The organism is Nocardioides sp. NPDC059952, assembly GCF_042730435.1.
In the GTDB taxonomy this organism is placed as follows: Bacteria; Actinomycetota; Actinomycetes; order Propionibacteriales; family Nocardioidaceae; genus Nocardioides.
In genome coordinates, this window is the sequence record NZ_JBHWLY010000015.1 from 52,280 (window position 1) to 66,644 (window position 14,365).

The 14,365-nt window shown below is 68.6% G+C and carries 19 protein-coding genes; 9 read left to right on the forward strand and 10 right to left on the reverse strand.

Translation table 11 applies throughout. The features are described from left to right. Positions 1-32: 32 nt before the first annotated feature. Positions 33-545, forward strand: a complete 513-nt coding sequence (locus ACFV9G_RS09555; protein ID WP_378727121.1) for a hypothetical protein — start codon at positions 33-35, stop codon at positions 543-545. A gap of 4 nt (positions 546-549) precedes the next feature. Here the strand turns inward: ACFV9G_RS09555 and ACFV9G_RS09560 are convergent, their stop codons facing one another. Further along, positions 550-1,755 carry a M20 family metallopeptidase gene (locus ACFV9G_RS09560; RefSeq protein WP_378727123.1) on the reverse strand — a complete coding sequence of 402 codons (1,206 nt, stop codon included), beginning with the start codon at positions 1,753-1,755 and terminating at the stop codon, positions 550-552. A gap of 72 nt (positions 1,756-1,827) precedes the next feature. Between ACFV9G_RS09560 and ACFV9G_RS09565 the strand changes: the two genes are divergently transcribed. After that, entirely contained in the window at positions 1,828-2,205 is a 378-nt protein-coding gene (locus ACFV9G_RS09565) for a hypothetical protein (protein WP_378727125.1), read from the forward strand. A 21-nt stretch (positions 2,206-2,226) separates the two neighbouring features. On the opposite strand, the gene ACFV9G_RS09570 is transcribed toward ACFV9G_RS09565, so the two are convergent. After that, a complete protein-coding gene (locus ACFV9G_RS09570; RefSeq protein ID WP_378727127.1) occupies positions 2,227-3,591 on the reverse strand; it encodes an FAD-binding oxidoreductase in 1,365 nt (454 codons plus the stop codon). A gap of 51 nt (positions 3,592-3,642) precedes the next feature. Further along, on the reverse strand, positions 3,643-4,449 hold the full coding sequence (locus tag ACFV9G_RS09575; RefSeq protein WP_378727129.1) for a hypothetical protein: 807 nt from the start codon (positions 4,447-4,449) through the stop codon (positions 3,643-3,645). 120 nt (positions 4,450-4,569) lie between these two features. Here ACFV9G_RS09575 and ACFV9G_RS09580 point away from each other — a divergent pair, with 120 nt between their 5' ends. Both ACFV9G_RS09580 and ACFV9G_RS09585 read left to right on the forward strand, forming a co-directional pair. Then, complete coding sequence (locus tag ACFV9G_RS09580) at positions 4,570-5,028, forward strand: Lrp/AsnC family transcriptional regulator (protein ID WP_378727132.1); 459 nt, start codon at positions 4,570-4,572, stop codon at positions 5,026-5,028. An 84-nt stretch (positions 5,029-5,112) separates the two neighbouring features. Then, positions 5,113-5,895, forward strand: coding sequence for a class I SAM-dependent methyltransferase (locus tag ACFV9G_RS09585; protein ID WP_378727134.1), 783 nt, complete (start codon positions 5,113-5,115; stop codon positions 5,893-5,895). Here the strand turns inward: ACFV9G_RS09585 and ACFV9G_RS09590 are convergent, their stop codons facing one another. Then, the gene (locus tag ACFV9G_RS09590; RefSeq protein ID WP_378727136.1) at positions 5,896-6,918 is read right to left on the reverse strand and encodes a tyrosine-type recombinase/integrase; all 1,023 of its coding nucleotides are present in this window, start codon (positions 6,916-6,918) and stop codon (positions 5,896-5,898) included. A gap of 84 nt (positions 6,919-7,002) precedes the next feature. On the opposite strand from ACFV9G_RS09590, the gene ACFV9G_RS09595 reads away from it, so the two are divergent. Beyond that, complete coding sequence (locus ACFV9G_RS09595; RefSeq protein ID WP_378727138.1) at positions 7,003-8,001, forward strand: alpha/beta fold hydrolase; 999 nt, start codon at positions 7,003-7,005, stop codon at positions 7,999-8,001. Here ACFV9G_RS09595 and ACFV9G_RS09600 read toward each other — a convergent pair. Then, the gene (locus ACFV9G_RS09600) at positions 7,982-8,374 is read right to left on the reverse strand and encodes a DUF1304 domain-containing protein (protein ID WP_378727140.1); all 393 of its coding nucleotides are present in this window, start codon (positions 8,372-8,374) and stop codon (positions 7,982-7,984) included. The two genes, ACFV9G_RS09595 and ACFV9G_RS09600, sit on opposite strands and share 20 nt — an antisense overlap. Before the next feature lie 77 nt (positions 8,375-8,451). Here ACFV9G_RS09600 and ACFV9G_RS09605 point away from each other — a divergent pair, with 77 nt between their 5' ends. Next, positions 8,452-9,684 carry a low temperature requirement protein A gene (locus tag ACFV9G_RS09605; RefSeq protein ID WP_378727142.1) on the forward strand — a complete coding sequence of 411 codons (1,233 nt, stop codon included), beginning with the start codon at positions 8,452-8,454 and terminating at the stop codon, positions 9,682-9,684. Between the two features lie 13 nt (positions 9,685-9,697). On the opposite strand, the gene ACFV9G_RS09610 is transcribed toward ACFV9G_RS09605, so the two are convergent. Next, positions 9,698-10,000: a hypothetical protein gene (locus ACFV9G_RS09610; RefSeq protein ID WP_378727144.1), complete on the reverse strand. Its 303-nt coding sequence runs from the start codon at positions 9,998-10,000 to the stop codon at positions 9,698-9,700. Between the two features lie 24 nt (positions 10,001-10,024). Here ACFV9G_RS09610 and ACFV9G_RS09615 point away from each other — a divergent pair, with 24 nt between their 5' ends. After that, positions 10,025-10,237 carry a hypothetical protein gene (locus ACFV9G_RS09615; protein ID WP_378727146.1) on the forward strand — a complete coding sequence of 71 codons (213 nt, stop codon included), beginning with the start codon at positions 10,025-10,027 and terminating at the stop codon, positions 10,235-10,237. Here the strand turns inward: ACFV9G_RS09615 and ACFV9G_RS09620 are convergent. Genes ACFV9G_RS09620 through ACFV9G_RS09630 form a run of 3 tightly spaced genes read right to left on the reverse strand, consistent with a single transcriptional unit; the run spans position 10,234 to position 11,491 of the window. Continuing rightward, positions 10,234-10,593, reverse strand: a complete 360-nt coding sequence (locus ACFV9G_RS09620) for a TraR/DksA family transcriptional regulator (RefSeq protein WP_378727148.1) — start codon at positions 10,591-10,593, stop codon at positions 10,234-10,236. The genes ACFV9G_RS09615 and ACFV9G_RS09620 overlap by 4 nt on opposite strands. Next, a complete protein-coding gene (locus ACFV9G_RS09625) occupies positions 10,593-11,105 on the reverse strand; it encodes a putative immunity protein (protein ID WP_378727150.1) in 513 nt (170 codons plus the stop codon). The genes ACFV9G_RS09620 and ACFV9G_RS09625 overlap by 1 nt, the downstream gene beginning before the upstream one ends. Continuing rightward, a complete protein-coding gene (locus ACFV9G_RS09630) occupies positions 11,102-11,491 on the reverse strand; it encodes an MmcQ/YjbR family DNA-binding protein (RefSeq protein ID WP_378727152.1) in 390 nt (129 codons plus the stop codon). Before ACFV9G_RS09630 ends, ACFV9G_RS09625 begins: the two co-directional genes overlap by 4 nt. Before the next feature lie 60 nt (positions 11,492-11,551). On the opposite strand from ACFV9G_RS09630, the gene ACFV9G_RS09635 reads away from it, so the two are divergent. Together ACFV9G_RS09635 and ACFV9G_RS09640 are read left to right on the forward strand one after the other, a co-directional pair. After that, the gene (locus ACFV9G_RS09635; RefSeq protein ID WP_378727154.1) at positions 11,552-12,175 is read left to right on the forward strand and encodes a GyrI-like domain-containing protein; all 624 of its coding nucleotides are present in this window, start codon (positions 11,552-11,554) and stop codon (positions 12,173-12,175) included. Positions 12,176-12,262: 87 nt separating this feature from the next. Next, on the forward strand, positions 12,263-13,603 hold the full coding sequence (locus tag ACFV9G_RS09640) for a lipase family protein (protein ID WP_378727156.1): 1,341 nt from the start codon (positions 12,263-12,265) through the stop codon (positions 13,601-13,603). Here ACFV9G_RS09640 and ddaH read toward each other — a convergent pair. Then, positions 13,594-14,364: a dimethylargininase gene (gene ddaH / locus ACFV9G_RS09645; protein ID WP_378727158.1), complete on the reverse strand. Its 771-nt coding sequence runs from the start codon at positions 14,362-14,364 to the stop codon at positions 13,594-13,596. The genes ACFV9G_RS09640 and ddaH overlap by 10 nt on opposite strands. Position 14,365 lies beyond the last annotated feature (1 nt).

The following is a 14,365-nucleotide window of genomic DNA, read 5'->3' on the forward strand; positions in this document are numbered from 1 at the left end:
AATTCCTGGTGACGGCGAGTAAGCATGATTACATGCTTACAAACGAGTTGCGCGGGTGGTTCAGCGGACGACTGCCCGATGGTGTGTACGACGAGATCGTCGACGTCGTGGTCGACCGCGAGGAGATCACGGTGGTCGGGCGGATCAAGGAGCCGAAGACCGCCGAGGGCGCTTCGGACGAAGAGCGGGCCGCTGCGAACGAGGGGCGCGCGAGCGAGTTCCGTGAGCGCACCCGTGAGGACCGGATGGCTGTCGCGCGGCAGGCGGAGCGACGGTTCGACCGGAAGGTTTCCTGGGGCGTGGAGGTCGGGGGAGAGCGGCACATGTTCACCACGGTCTCCGCACCGGTGATGACACGGCTGCGTCAGCCTGAGCGTGCGGTCCTCGACCTGCTCGTCTCCGGCGGTGTCGCCCGGAGCCGGAGCGACGCGCTCGGCTGGTGCGTCAAGCTCGTCCAGCAGCACTCGAGCGAATGGCTGAGCGAGCTTCAGGAGTCGTTGGTCAACGTCGAGCGCGTACGCGCCAACGGTCCCGACAAGGGTTGAGCCCTCACCGACGCTCCGCGGCCAGAGCGTCGATCGCGAGCAGCGCGAGTGCCGCCGCTTGGTCGCCGAGCACGCTGTCGTCGAACACGGCGTCGCGGGAGTGGTTGGGCGCGGCATCGTCGGTCGGGGCGGCGCCCAACAGGATCATGGTGGCTGGGACCTGCTGGCTGACGAACGCGAAGTCCTCGGCACCCATCGTCGGCCGCGGCACCTCGACGACCCGAGGTCCGAAGGCGTTGCGCAGTGTCTCCATCGCCTGCCGGGCGGTTGCCTCGTGGTTGACGACGCTCGGGTAGCCGGTGTCGAGCGTGACCCTGGCGACCAGGCCGTGGGCCGCAGCGATGCCTTCGACGAGCCTGGGAAGCTCCTCCTCGATCCTGGACAGCGTGTTCGGATCGACAGTGCGTACGGTTCCGGTGAGCTGGACCGATTCGGGGATCACGTTATCGGCTCCGGTGCCCGCCGTCAGGTTCGTCACCGAGACGACGACCGGGTCGAAGGAGTCGAAGCGGCGCGCGGTGTAGCCCTGCAGCGCCAGCACGATCTCGGCCGCGATCGGAACCGGATCGAGGGCCTCGTGCGGGCGGGAGCCGTGACCGCCGCGGCCCTCGAGGTCGATCCTCAGGTGGGTCGAGCTCGCGGTGACAGTGCCCGGGCGGGTGAGGAAGATGCCGCGCGGCGCGTTGCCGACATGGATTGCGTACGCCGCCACCGGCCGGCCGCCGGCCACATCGAGCACTCCCTCCTCGATCATCAGCTTCGCGCCACCGTGTCCCTCTTCGCCCGGCTGGAACATCAGGATGACGTTGCCAGCCAGGTCGGCGCGGTGCTCGGCGAGAACGCGGGCGGCGCCCACGAGGCCGGCGACATGCAGATCGTGACCACATGCGTGCATCGCGCCGTTGCTGGACCGGTAGGGGACCTCGACCGCCTCGGTGATCGGCAACGCATCCATGTCGGCGCGGAGCAGTACGGTCGGACCCGGCCGCCCGCCGCGCAGCACCGCGGTCACGGAGGACAGGGACCGTCCCTCAGTGATCTCCAGGTCGAGTCCGGACAACGCCTCGAGCACCCGCCGCTGCGTGGCCGGTAGGTCGAGCCCCAGCTCGGGCTCCGCATGGATGCTCCGGCGAAGCTCGACCAGTTCCGGCACGAGCGCGTGGGCGGTATCGATGATCCGAGTGGCGATTCCGGCGTTACTGGACAGCATGTCTAGAAAGTACCAGGCTGAGGTGTCGGCCGTCAGCGCCTGGCATCACCGGCCATCGGACAGGATGGCTTCATGGACTCTGAGAGTGCGCGGCGCTCGGCCGCCGTCGTCGGAATTGCCACGCTGCCGATAGGGGTGGCGATCCTCTTCAAGCCGGAGTGGGTGGGCCGGACCCTGAAGCTCGGTGATCATCCGGTCGCGCTGCGCGTCATCGGTGCCGCCGATCTGGCGCTCGTGCCCGGGTTGCTGGCCGGACGCCGCAGGCTGCCGTGGATGGCTGCCCGGGCCGGGCTCAACGTGGCGATCGCGGCGTACTGCACCCATCTGGCGCGCAGCGAGGGCAACATCGGGCCCAAGATCGCGGCATCGGCGCTGGTGTTCGCGACGGCTGCCGACGCCCGGACGATCCACGCGCTGAGTCGAGGTGAGGACGCACCGTCTCTGCGCTAGGTACTCGCCAGGCGTATCCGGCTAGGGCGCGATGTTCTGGTTGTGGCTGAACAGGTTCCCCGGGTCGTAGGCCTGCTTGACCTTCTTGAGTCGCGCGTAGTTGCTGCCGTAGGTGTCGGTGACGCGGCCCTGGTCGTCGTCGGACATGAAGTTCACGTAGCCGCCGGCCTCGGAGTGCGGCGTGAGTGCGTCGGCGTAGTCGCGAACCCAGGCGATGTTGGCGGCGTCCTCCGAAGCGTCCGGCCAGGCCGAGACGATCACTGTCGAGAACGTCGCGTGGCGGTAGGAGAACGCGGTGTCCGTCGCGCCGACGCGGGAAGCAGCACCGTTGATCGGGTACAGGTGCATCGTCGAGCTCGCGTTCGGCGCCTTCGGGCCGTGGGCCAGGTGCGCGTCGATCGCCTCGTCGGTCAGCTCGGTGACGTAGTTGCCCTTCCAGTAGCTGCGTACGCCACGGGGGAACAGGTCGTCGAACGCACCGTTGAGCCACGTGTACGGCATGGTCTCGACCATCTCGCCGACGCGCGGCGCGAGGTCCCGGAACGGCTGCATCGCCGCCTGGCCCTCCTCGACCGGCCCGCTCCAGTGGACGACGGCGGCGCAGAACGTGTCGCCGTGGCGGTCCTCAGGCAGGAAGGGCAGGGGAGGAGCGACCTGGAAGGCGGGGAAGGCGCCGTAGCGCTCGTCGGCGTCGGTGATCCAGGTGCGGAAGAAGCGCAGCAGGTCGCCGGCGTGCTCCAGCTCGTAGAAGAAGAGTCCGACGACGACCTGGTCCACGGGGTGCAGGTCGAACTCGAACGTGGTGACGACCCCGAAGTTCCCGCTGCCTCCGCGGAGTGCCCAGAACAGGTCGGGGTTCTCGGTCTCGCTGGCGTGGCGGAGCTGCCCGTCCGCGGTGACGACGTCGGCCGAGCGAAGGTTGTCGATCGAGAGACCGAAACCGCGCGTGAGGTAGCCGATGCCGCCGCCCAGCGTCAGGCCGCCGACGCCGGTCGTCGACACGATCCCGCCGGGCGTCGCGAGGCCGTGCGCGTGGGTTGCCTCGTTGAGGTCGGCGAGTGTCGCCCCGCCGCCCACGCGAGCGGTTCGAGCCTCGGCATCGACCTCGATCGAACGCATGGGGGACAGGTCGATGACCACGCCGTCATCGATCGTGCCGTAACCCGGTGCGCTGTGCCCACCGCCGCGCACGGCCAGCGCCAGGCCGTTGTCGCGTGCGAAGTTGACCGCAGCGCTGACATCGCCGGCGTTCTCGGCCATCACGACAGCGGCCGGACGACGGTCGATCATCCCGTTCCAGACCGCTCGAGCGGTCTCGTAGTCGGAGTCGTCGGATGTGACGACCCGTCCTTGTACTTGTTCTCGAAGTTCGCTGATGGTTGTCATGAATCCAGCGTCATCCGCGGCTGTCGCAGTAGCCCGTCCTGATGCGCCACGTCATCGAGTTCCGGTACACGGCGCCGAAAAACCGGACGCCATCGGGATCGTCCGGTTGCCCAGTCGTCCGATGATCGCGTTCGCGACCAGCAGGGCAGCCAGGCCGATCCCGGCCGAGCTCAAGATACCGAGTGCCGGCGTCAGCACTGCGACAGCACACAGACATACCGCGGTGCCCGAGATCGACGCGAGCGTGCCGTGGGTCAGCGAGACGGCGGACGCAGGTCCGTGCGCGGCGTGAACGGCTGGACTCATCACCATGAGGATGGTCGGCAACGACGCGAGCGCACCCGCAAGAGTGGATCCGACGTGTGGTTCGATCGCCGACATCGCAACCACTGTCGCGCCCGCCATCCCCATTCGGAGGAGGACGTCGCCGCGCGTGGCAGGCGCGGCGGGGGACTGCGAGGGCTGAGGCGGCCACGTGGCGAGCCCGACCACGGCTGCCGACCACACCAGGACCACCACGATCACCGGGGCGCTCAGCACCAGGGTGGCGAATCCTGCGGCGGTCGCCACAGCGAGCGCGACGAGCATCGAAGCAAGCGAACCCAGTCGGGGTGCCGTACGTGCGTAGGCGATGCAGAACAAGGCGCAGACGAGTTGTCCGCTCAGTGCGCCCGCGGCCGCATGGCCGGCGGCCGCGGCACCGCTGCCCATCCAGATCACGAGCATGAAGGGCAACGACGTGGTCGGCAGGCCGATGAAGAACCCGCCGCGACGAGGGCCGAGGCGGCCGGCGAGCGACGATGCGAGGAAGACAATGGCTGGTGCCAGGAACACCTTGACGAGGAGCAGGGGAGTCACGTCTGCGACGCTAGGCGCAGTTTCGGTTCGTTTGGCTCGGACTTCCTGGCAGAATGCGTGCGCATGCATGGGATTCCTCAGCAGATTTCGAATTCTGCTGTGGAAACCTAGGATTGAGCAATGGTGACGCTCGATCGCATCGACAAGATGCTCCTGACCACGCTGGCAACGGACGGCCGTGCCACCTATGCCGAACTGGCTCACCAGGTGCACCTGTCGGCCAACTCGGTCGCTGAGCGCGTACGCCGATTGCGAAGAGAGGGAGTCATCCAGCATTTCGGGGTGACTCTCGACCCGGTCGCGCTCGGAAAGCCTCTGGGAGTCCTGAGCGACATCAAGCTGCGTGAAGGCGTCGAGCGCGTCGCCTTCGCGGAGAGCCTGACTGCGGTCCCGCAGGTGATCGGCGCGCTGCGCCTGACCGGCGAGAACGACTACCAGCTCCACATCGTCGCGGCCGACACCGCCGAGCTCGAGACGGTGATCGACCGTCTCAAGCGTGACTTCGGGGTAGCGGCGGTCAACTCCCGCCTGATCCTGCGTGAGGTGCCGGTAGACGTCACCCAGGTGCTAGGCAGCTGAATCCAGCTTGAGTTGACATAATGTGCATTATCGGCGCTTTAACGGGAGGTCGGAACAAGGCCCGGAACGTTAGGCTTCCTTGCTGTGACAGAAGACTTCGATGCGGTCGCGCACAACCGCGTCGCCTGGGACGGTCTGGTCGACAACGACAACGAATGGTCTCGGCCGGTTGGTCCCGAGGTCATTGCGAAGGCACGTCAAGGCGACTGGTCGGTGGTGCTGATCGGTCACGAGCCGATTCCGCGTGATTGGTTTCCGTCTGAGCTGGCCGGTGTTCGGGTGCTCTGCCTGGCATCCGGCGGTGGCCAGCAGGGTCCCGTCCTCGCGGCTGCGGGCGCCGCGGTGACCGTCTTCGACAACTCGCCCAAGCAGCTGGCCCGGGACGACGAGGTGGCCGCTCGTGACGGGCTGGACCTTCGCACCGTGCTCGGCGACATGCGTGACCTCGGCGCCTTCGACGACGCCAGCTTCGACGTGATCGTCAACCCGGTGTCGAACGTGTTCTGTCCCGATCTGACGCCGGTCTGGCGCGAAGCTTTTCGGGTGCTGCGCCCCGGCGGGACGCTCATGGTCGGATTCATGAACCCGGACGTCTACATCTTCGACGAGGTGGCGCTCGACCGGCAGGAGCTGGTGGTGCGCCACCGGCTGCCGTTCAGCTCGCTCGACCTCTCGGAGGCCGACCGGATGCGCGCCTATGGAAGCGGCCCGATCGAGTACAGCCACTCGCTGACAGAACAGATCGGCGGGCAGCTGGCGGCCGGATTCGTCCTGACCCACCTCGGCGAGGCGCCGCACCACGCAGACATCACGGCCCGGCACCTGTCCGCCTACATCGCCACCCGAGCGGTCAAGCCGCACGGCTGATCACCCGCGTTCCTCGGGTGGCGGCACAGCCGTCTCTCGGAGCACTTCGCGCGCCGGTGAGAGCAGGACCGCGTCGCGCGTGTCGGCCGCGGTCGCCTTGACGTAGATCCCGGTCGTCTTGAGGTCTTCGTGACCGAGCAGCCCCTGCACCGCCGGCACCGGTACGCCCGAACGGATCAGTCCCTTGGCGGCGCTGTGTCTAAACGCATGCGCGGCCTCGCCGGGCTGCTTCGGGACGCCGGCGAGGCGGATCCAGGTCTCGACCAGATGGTTGAGCGCGCCGGGACGCAGCTGCTTGCCCGAGGTCAGCACGAACAGGTGGTCTGCCGCGTCGCGTGCCCCGAGACGGGCCTCCAGCTCGGCCAGGTAGGCGTCGACCGCATCCACGGCCTCGGGCGGCAGCGGCAGGTTGCGCTGCTTGTCGCCCTTGCCGATGACTCGCACCAGCGTCTCACCGTCGGGCTCGCGCCGGATGGCGCCGATGGTGAGTCCGCACAGCTCCGCGGCGCGGACGCCGGTGGTGACCAGGACCGCGAAGATCGCCCGGTCGCGAGCCGGCCACCGGCGCCGGTCGGTGCCGTCGCGCGGCGTCGAGGCGACCCGCGCCAGGCGACGGAGCTCGTCGACGCTCCAGCCGGCCGGCAGCCGGCTGGGCCGCTCGGGTGCCTCGATGCGCAGCGTGGGATCCACCAGCAGGTGTCCCTCGAGCTGCAGCCAGTGGGTGAAGAGCCGCAGCGTGCCGACGCGGCGCTGACAGGTGGCCGCTGCCGAGCTCTCCCGCAGCGACCGGTAGGCGATGCGTACGTTCTGGTCGGTCAGCGCCGAGATCGGGACCAGGGCCAGCACCTCGGTGTCAGGCTCGCCGCCCCCATCGACATGCAGCTGCCGTGCCCAGGCGGTGATGTCCTGCCGGTAGGCGTTGCGAGACTTGTCGTTGAGCCCGCGGCGCGTGAGAGTCGCCCGGTCGGTCAGGAAGTCCTCGACGACATCGCCGAACATCACACCGTCGTCAGGTACGCTCACATTCCTTGATATTACAGTCTTTTCGAACATTTCTGCGATAGGGAGTACTATCGCGGAATTCCAGCGAGATGGCAGACTCCGGCCGTGACCGACACCGCTGTAGCTCACCACACCGAACCCGTCAACGGAATCGACCTGCACTGGGTGGAGTCAGGGCCGGTGGACGGCCGGCTCGTGATCCTTGTGCACGGGTTTCCGGAGTCCTGGTACTCGTGGCGCCACCAGATCGCTGCGCTGGCGGACGCGGGCTACCGGGTGGTCGCGATGGACGTCCGCGGATACGGCGGTTCCTCGAAGCCGCGCGCGATCGAGGACTACCGGATGCTGCGCCATGTCGCCGACAACGTCGCCCTGGTGCACGCCCTGGGCGCGAAGACGGCCACCATCGTCGGCCACGACTGGGGCGCTCCCATCGCCTGGACGTCGGCTCAGCTGAGGCCCGACGTCTTCACCGCCGTAGCCGGTCTGTCGGTGCCGTTCAGCCCCTCCGGACGCCGTCGGCCCACCGAGGCGATGGCACAGGCCGGCGGTGACGACGAAGACTTCTACATCTCCTACTTCCAGGCCCCGGGTGTCGTCGAGGCCGAGATCCTGCCCGACGTACGCCGCTGGCTGCTCGGCATCTACTACTCGATCTCGGGCGACGGCGTGCTCGCCGCCGGTGGGGATCCACGCGGGGCGCTCGGGCTGGTGCCACGCGGCGACCGGCTCTCGGACCAGTTCATCCACCCCACCGAGATGCCTGCATGGCTGACCGAGGCCGACGTCGACTTCTACGCCCGCGAGTTCGCCGACTCCGACTTCTTCGGTCCGCTGGCGCGCTACCGGAACATCGACCGCGACTGGGAGGATCTCGCGGCCTTCGGCGACGTGCCGATCACCGTGCCCTCGCTCTTCGTCGCCGGCGAGTACGACGGTCCCGCGATCACCGGCCGCCGCCAGATCGAGCGCTTCGACCAGACCCTGCCGGGACTCACTCGTTCGGCGCTGCTCCCCCGGTGTGGTCACTGGGTCCAGCAGGAGCGCCCCGAAGAGACCAACCAGCTCCTGCTCGAGTTTCTCGCTAGCTCACAGCCACGCTGATCGCCAGGGCGACGACGGCGAGCAGCGGGATCACACCCTGCTTGAGGGCCGCGCCGCGCTTGTCGGGCGAGAAGACGAACAGCACCGCCGCCGCGGCTGCCATCGAGCCGGCGCCGGCGAACACCAGGGCAGCGCCGACCGCTGCGGAGCACACCGGGAACAGGACGATGCCGACCGCGGTGACGATGGCGAGGAAGAGGTTGTAGAAGCCCTGGTTGAAGGCCAGCTCCTTGGTCGCCTCGGCCTCCTCGGCGCCGAGCCCGAACACGGCCCGCGTCTTCGGGCTCGTCCAGGTCAACGACTCCATCACGAAGATGTAGACGTGCACCAACGCAGCAAGCCCGGCGAGCACCAGCGCCACAACGAGGATCATGGGCTGAGACTAACCGGCTCAGATGCACTTGATGCGCTCCCTCCCCGGGACCGCTTCGTAGTGGCAGGATCATCGCCATGACCGTGGTACGACCTCATCGGCTGATGCGGATGAGCGGACGCGACCCCGACGAGGTCGGCCGCTCCGCCACTCCCCTGGAACTGCTGTTCGATCTCGCCTTCGTCGTCGCGTTCGCTCAGGCCGGCGATGCGTTCGCTCATCTGGTTGCCGAGGAGCACCTGGCGTCCGCGATCGGTGGTTTCCTGTTCACCGCGGTCGCGATCTGCTGGGCATGGATCAACTTCGCCTGGTTCGCCTCCGGTTTCGACACCGACGACTGGGTGTTCCGCGCCTTCACCATCGTGCAGATGGCCGGCGCCATCGTCGTGGCTCTGGGCGTCGCGCCGCTGTTCGAGTCGATCGAACATGGTGGCGTCCTCGACAATCGCGTCCTGGTCGCGGGCTACATCGTGATGCGGGTCGCGATGGTCGCGCAGTGGCTACGGGCCGCGTCGCAGTCCCCCACCTACCGTCGCACCGCGCTCACCTACGCCGGGTCGATCCTCATCGCGCAGGTCGGCTGGGTGATCCTCGCGGTGGCTCAGACGAGCTCTGTGGCCCTGGTGGTGTTCGCCTCGGTCGTCTGCTACGGCATCGAGATGGTCGGTCCCGTCTACGCCAAGCGCCGCTGGGGTATGCCGTGGAACGCCGAACACATCGCCGAGCGCTACGGGCTCCTGCTCATCATCACGCTGGGTGAGGTCATCCTCGGCACGGTCGCGGCGGTGGCCTCGGCCGTCGAGAACGTCGGCTGGTCGCAGGAGTCGATCCTGCTCGTGGTCGCCGGGACCCTGTTGGCCTTCGGGATCTGGTGGGACTACTACATCATTCCGTTCGCCCACTTCATCGAGCGACATCGGGACCGGGCCTGGATCTTCGCCTACGGTCACATCCTCATCTTCGCCTCGGTGGCAGCCTTCGGCGGCGGCATCCATGTGGCGGCGTACGTCGTCGAGGGCGAAGCGAGCATCGGCGTGCTCGGCGCGGTGCTCTCGGTGGCGATCCCGCTGGCGATCTTCACGATCGCCTACTTCGGCATCTACTCCGCACTGAGGCGGCGCGTCGACATGCTGCACGTCAACCTGGCGGTCGGCATGCTCGGGGTCCTGGTGCTCGCGGTCGTAGCGGCGGCGGTCGGTGTTTCTCTCGGCTGGTCGCTGCTGATCGCGGCCGCCGCGCCGTATGTGACGGTCATCGTCTACGAAACCTGGGGCTATCGGCACGTGGCCGCGGACGTCGAGGCCATCTGAGCGGCCCGGCGGATCAGAAACGCACCGGGAACAGCTCGGTGCGCGCGACGGCCGCGTCGCGCTCGGCGCTGAGTGCCGTACGCCGCTCGTCGTTCATATAGCCGTCCAGCGAGGCCTGGTCCGGGAACCGGAAGAGCTGGACCTCGTCGGGCTGCCCGGGTGCATCGTCGGCAAACGCCCGGTGCACCACTTCCCCACCGTGCTCCGAGATCAGCCTCAGGACTCGGTCCTCGTAGGCATGGAGGGCCTCCGCCTCTCCCCCGTGCGCCCACAAGAGACAGCACAGGCGGATCGGTCCTTCTGGTGCATCTGACATGGGAGTCAACGTATCGGAGCGCGCATGGGCGCTGCCGACATCGGGTACCTGCTCGCCATGAGCCACGTCCTGGACATGGTGGGAGCCACCATCGTGGTGCTTCTTGTCCTGATGGTGCTCGCGGCTGCCGTCGGTTTCCTGCTGGCGAGGCTGGAGAGGCGGCGCGCACGCCGGATCAACGACGATCTCGTCGAGATGCGTGACCAGGCCGGCCGCCATCGTCGCCATCGCCGCTAGCGCCGCCGTACCGTCGCCTTCGCGGCGCAGCTGATGCAGGTGCGCGCCACCGGGCGCGCCTCGAGCCGGCCCTCGCCGATCGGCCGCCCGCATTCCTCACAGGTCCCGTACGTGCCCGCGCCCAGGCGCTCCAGGGCAGCCTCGATCTCGTCGAGATGCTCGCGCGCCTGACGTACGAGCGCTTGGACCTGGGATCGTTCGAAGGCGATCGTCGCGCCCTCGGGATCGTGCTCGTCATCGGCGTTGGTGTCGCGCGAGGCCGCGACCACGGCGTCGAAGTCGTCGCTGAGGTCTGCCAGGCGCGCGAGCGTCTGGCGGCGCTCCGCCTCGAGCCGTCCGTGCGCCTGCTCCTTCATCAGTCGAAGACCGACCAGCAGATGTCGTTGCGGATCTGCTGGTCGTCGAGGACGAGGTCGCGGACGGGCGCTGGGAGCTGCGCGCGTTGCCAGTGACACTCCCGGCGCCCGGCCTCGATGGCCTCGCCGGGTGGGGCGGCCTCGCGCACTGCCTTGATGGCGTACGCCGCCGCGCCCAGGTCGTGGGCCGCGACATGGGCGACCACGCCGGCCTGGCCGGCGGCGTAGGCGGCGTTGCGGGCGGCTCCGCGCAGCGGCCGGGCCGCACCCATGGCGTGACCGCCGAGAGCGCGAGCCTCCATCATCTTCAGCTCACCACGGGTCCAGGCCCGGGCCGCTTCGATGGCCTCCCGCGGGCGCAGGTCGTCGGGGCACTCCGCCTCGAAGAGCGCGAGCACGTGCTCGGCGCAGGTCGCCGCCCACAGGGCGAGCAGATGGTGGTCGGCGTCGGTGAGCGTTCCGCCGCGGCGGACGGTGATCAGACGCGGGTCGCGCTCCTTGGCCAGGATCATCGCGCTCCCCCGCGGGGCGGACGGTCCGGCCCTGGGCCGTCCGGATGGCGCAGATCGTAGGCGGCGGAGACCTTCTTCGGTACGCACAGGCGCCAAGCGTCCACCACGAACTCACACGCCTCGTCGGGGTCGAGCGCGGCCAGGGACGACTCCACCCAGTTGAACCGCATCTCCGACTCACGGGGCAGGTGGAACTTGTCGGGCGTGCCGGCGACCAGTGCGGCACGCTCCTCCTTCGGGAAGCCGAAACCCATCTCGGTCTCGTCCAGGGAGAAGGCGACATAGACGATCGAGCCGACCCGGAACTTGAGCCGGCCGCGGACGAAGACCTCGTAGGACCGCTCCAGGCTCGAGCCGAGCCAGCGGACGTCCTCCACGGTTGCCATGTTCGGAGCGTAGGCGCAGACGTAGCCGACGGCACCCGAGTTTCGCGGCATCATGGCCCCATGGCGCCGAAGGTGGATCTGAAGAAGACGGTCGACGGCTATCGGGCACGTCAGGGTGAGTTCCGGGTCCTCGAGATGCCACCACTCCCCTACCTGATGGTCGATGGGCACGGCGATCCCAACACCTCCCAGGAGTACGCGGACGCGCTCGCGGCGCTCTACCCCGTGGCGTACACGCTGAAGTTCGCCAGCAAGACCGGGGGCCGTGACTACGTGGTGCCGCCGCTGGAGGCGTTGTGGTGGGCCGAGGACATGGACGCCTTCACCCGGACGCGGGACAAATCGAAATGGGACTGGACGGCGATGATCATGACCCCCGACTGGATCACCGAACAGATGTTCGAGGATGCCGTGGCCAAGGTCGCCGCCAAGGACCGTCCCGCACGCCTGGACAAGGTCCGGTGGGAGACGCTCGCGGAGGGCTCCTGTGTGCAGACCCTGCACATCGGGCCGTACGACGCGGAGGGTCCGGTCCTCGAGGAGATGCACGAGCGGTTCATCCCGGAGCGCGGGCTGCGGATGACCGGGAAGCACCATGAGATCTATCTCGGCGATCCGCGGCGGGTCGAGCCCGCCAAGCTGCGGACGATCCTGCGCCAGCCGGTTTCGGTGTACGAATGTTGACTGAAACTCTTGTCGCCGTGACGGCGCTCACATTACTCTTCAGTAACCCGGGACGAAGTGGTCCCGCTCACGTGAGGAGAGTCCCCCATGTCTCAGCACGCACCACGGATGTTGTTTGCCACCGCTCTGGCCGTCGCTGCGGTCGCTCCGGCCACCCTGGCTGCCCCTGCCGTCGCCGCTGACAACGGCACCACCGTCGTCTCCCGCGGCGTCGAGATCCCGGAGTTCTACAACCCGCCGGCGACGCTACCCGGTGCGAACGGAGCACTCGTACGCACCGAGCCACTCCCCCTCGGCGTCGGCCTCTCGATCCCGGGCATCGGCTCGCTTCCCGGCACCGCGACCCGGGTGATGTACCGGACCACCGACAACAACGGCGCCCCGGCCGCGGTGACCGGCGCCTACATCGAGCCGCACGTGGCCTGGAACGGTGCCGGCGACCGGCCGCTCGTGGTCGTCGCGCCCGGCACCATGGGCCAGGGCGACCAGTGCTCGGCCTCGCTCGGCCTGGAGCGTCCGATCACCTTCAACGGCGATACCGTCTCGGTGGGCTACGAGGACATCGGGATCTACCGGCTGCTGGCGCGTGGCGTGGCGGTCATGGTGACCGACTACGTCGGTCTGGGAGCCACTGACCGGCTCCACACCTACGTCGACCGCGTCGACGGTGGTCACGCCGTCCTCGACGCCGCGCGGGCAGCGCTCGACGTCCCTGATGCCTCGGTGACCAGCGGGTCCCGGGTGGCGCTCTACGGCTACAGCCAGGGCGGCGGCGCGACCGGATCAGCATCCGAGCTCGCCGCGACGTACGCGCCCGACGTCAACCTCGTCGGCGCCTACGTCGGCGCACCGCCCGCCGACCTGCGGGCGACCGCGGAGGGCATCGACGGATCGGCGCTCGTCGCCGCCCTCGGCTGGACCATCAACGGTCTCGCCCAGTCCAATCCGGAGCTGCGGCCGATCCTGGACGAGAACCTCAACCAGGCCGGAAAGGCAGCGCTCGAGGACCTCTCCACCGCGTGCGTCGCCGACGGGATCATCAGCTACCCGTTCCAGCGGAGCAGCAGCTGGACCACCACCGGGGAGAGCCTGGACGACATCATCGAACGTGAGCCTGAGGTGCGGGCGATCATCGACGAGCAGAAGCTCGGGCGCCTCAAGCCGCAGTTCCCGGTACGTCTGGCCACCGGCACCGAGGACGACATCGTCCCGCACGCGCAGTCCCGCCAGCTGGCCGTCGACTGGTGCCGGAAGGGCGCCAAGGTGACCTACAAGGCGGTCATCCTGCCCAACCTCGGCGACGGACTGGTCACCAACCACGTCACCCCGCTGCTCGTCGACCAGACCGAGGCGATCAACTGGGTCACCGACCGGGTCAAGGGCTACGCGACCGGCTCCAACTGCGTGACGATGCCGATTCAGCCCTGAGCGTGGCGTAGCCGCACGGACAGACAGGTCACACAGCCTTCGAGCTTCTCGAACTCGGAGATGTCGACCGCGACGACCGTGTAGCCGCGCTCCTCGAACATCGCTCTGCTCAGCGGTGCCGAGGCGGCCATCAGCAGCGTACGGTCGTCGAGGACGACCACGTGGGAGCCCGATTCCTCCGGGACCGGCAGGAACCGGGCTCCCCACACGTCCGGGTCGTCGACCAGCGGCTCGTGGCCGATGACGGTGCCGTCGGGGAGCGCGGTGACGGCCGACTTGAGATGGAGCACCTTCGTGAGGGGGACGGCGACGACCTCGGCACCCAACGGTCCGAGCAGTGCCCGGAGCTGGGCGATGCCCTCGGCGTTCGTACGCCCGCCCTCCCCCACCCACACGGTGTCGCCGTGCTTGAGCACGTCGCCACCGTCGAGGGTTCCGGGCGCCTCGATGTGGGCGACCCGGTAGCCCCGCGCGCGGACGGCGTCCTCGGCCGCGTCGATCTCCGGGCGCCGCTCCAGCGCACCCGGTCGGCTGATCACGGCCAGGTCTGCGAGGACGACCATCGTGTCCTCGACGAAGACCGAGTCCGGGCAGTCGTCGGCGGGATCGACCTCGTGGATGGTCCAGCCGGCGGTGCGCATCGCTGCGACGTACGCGTCCCACTGCTTGCCGGCGAGGCCGACGTCGACCGGGGTCCGCTCGATGTGGGTGACGATCCCGTCGGCGAGGCGGGGCGAGGGGCGGCGTACGAGAGCGTGCATG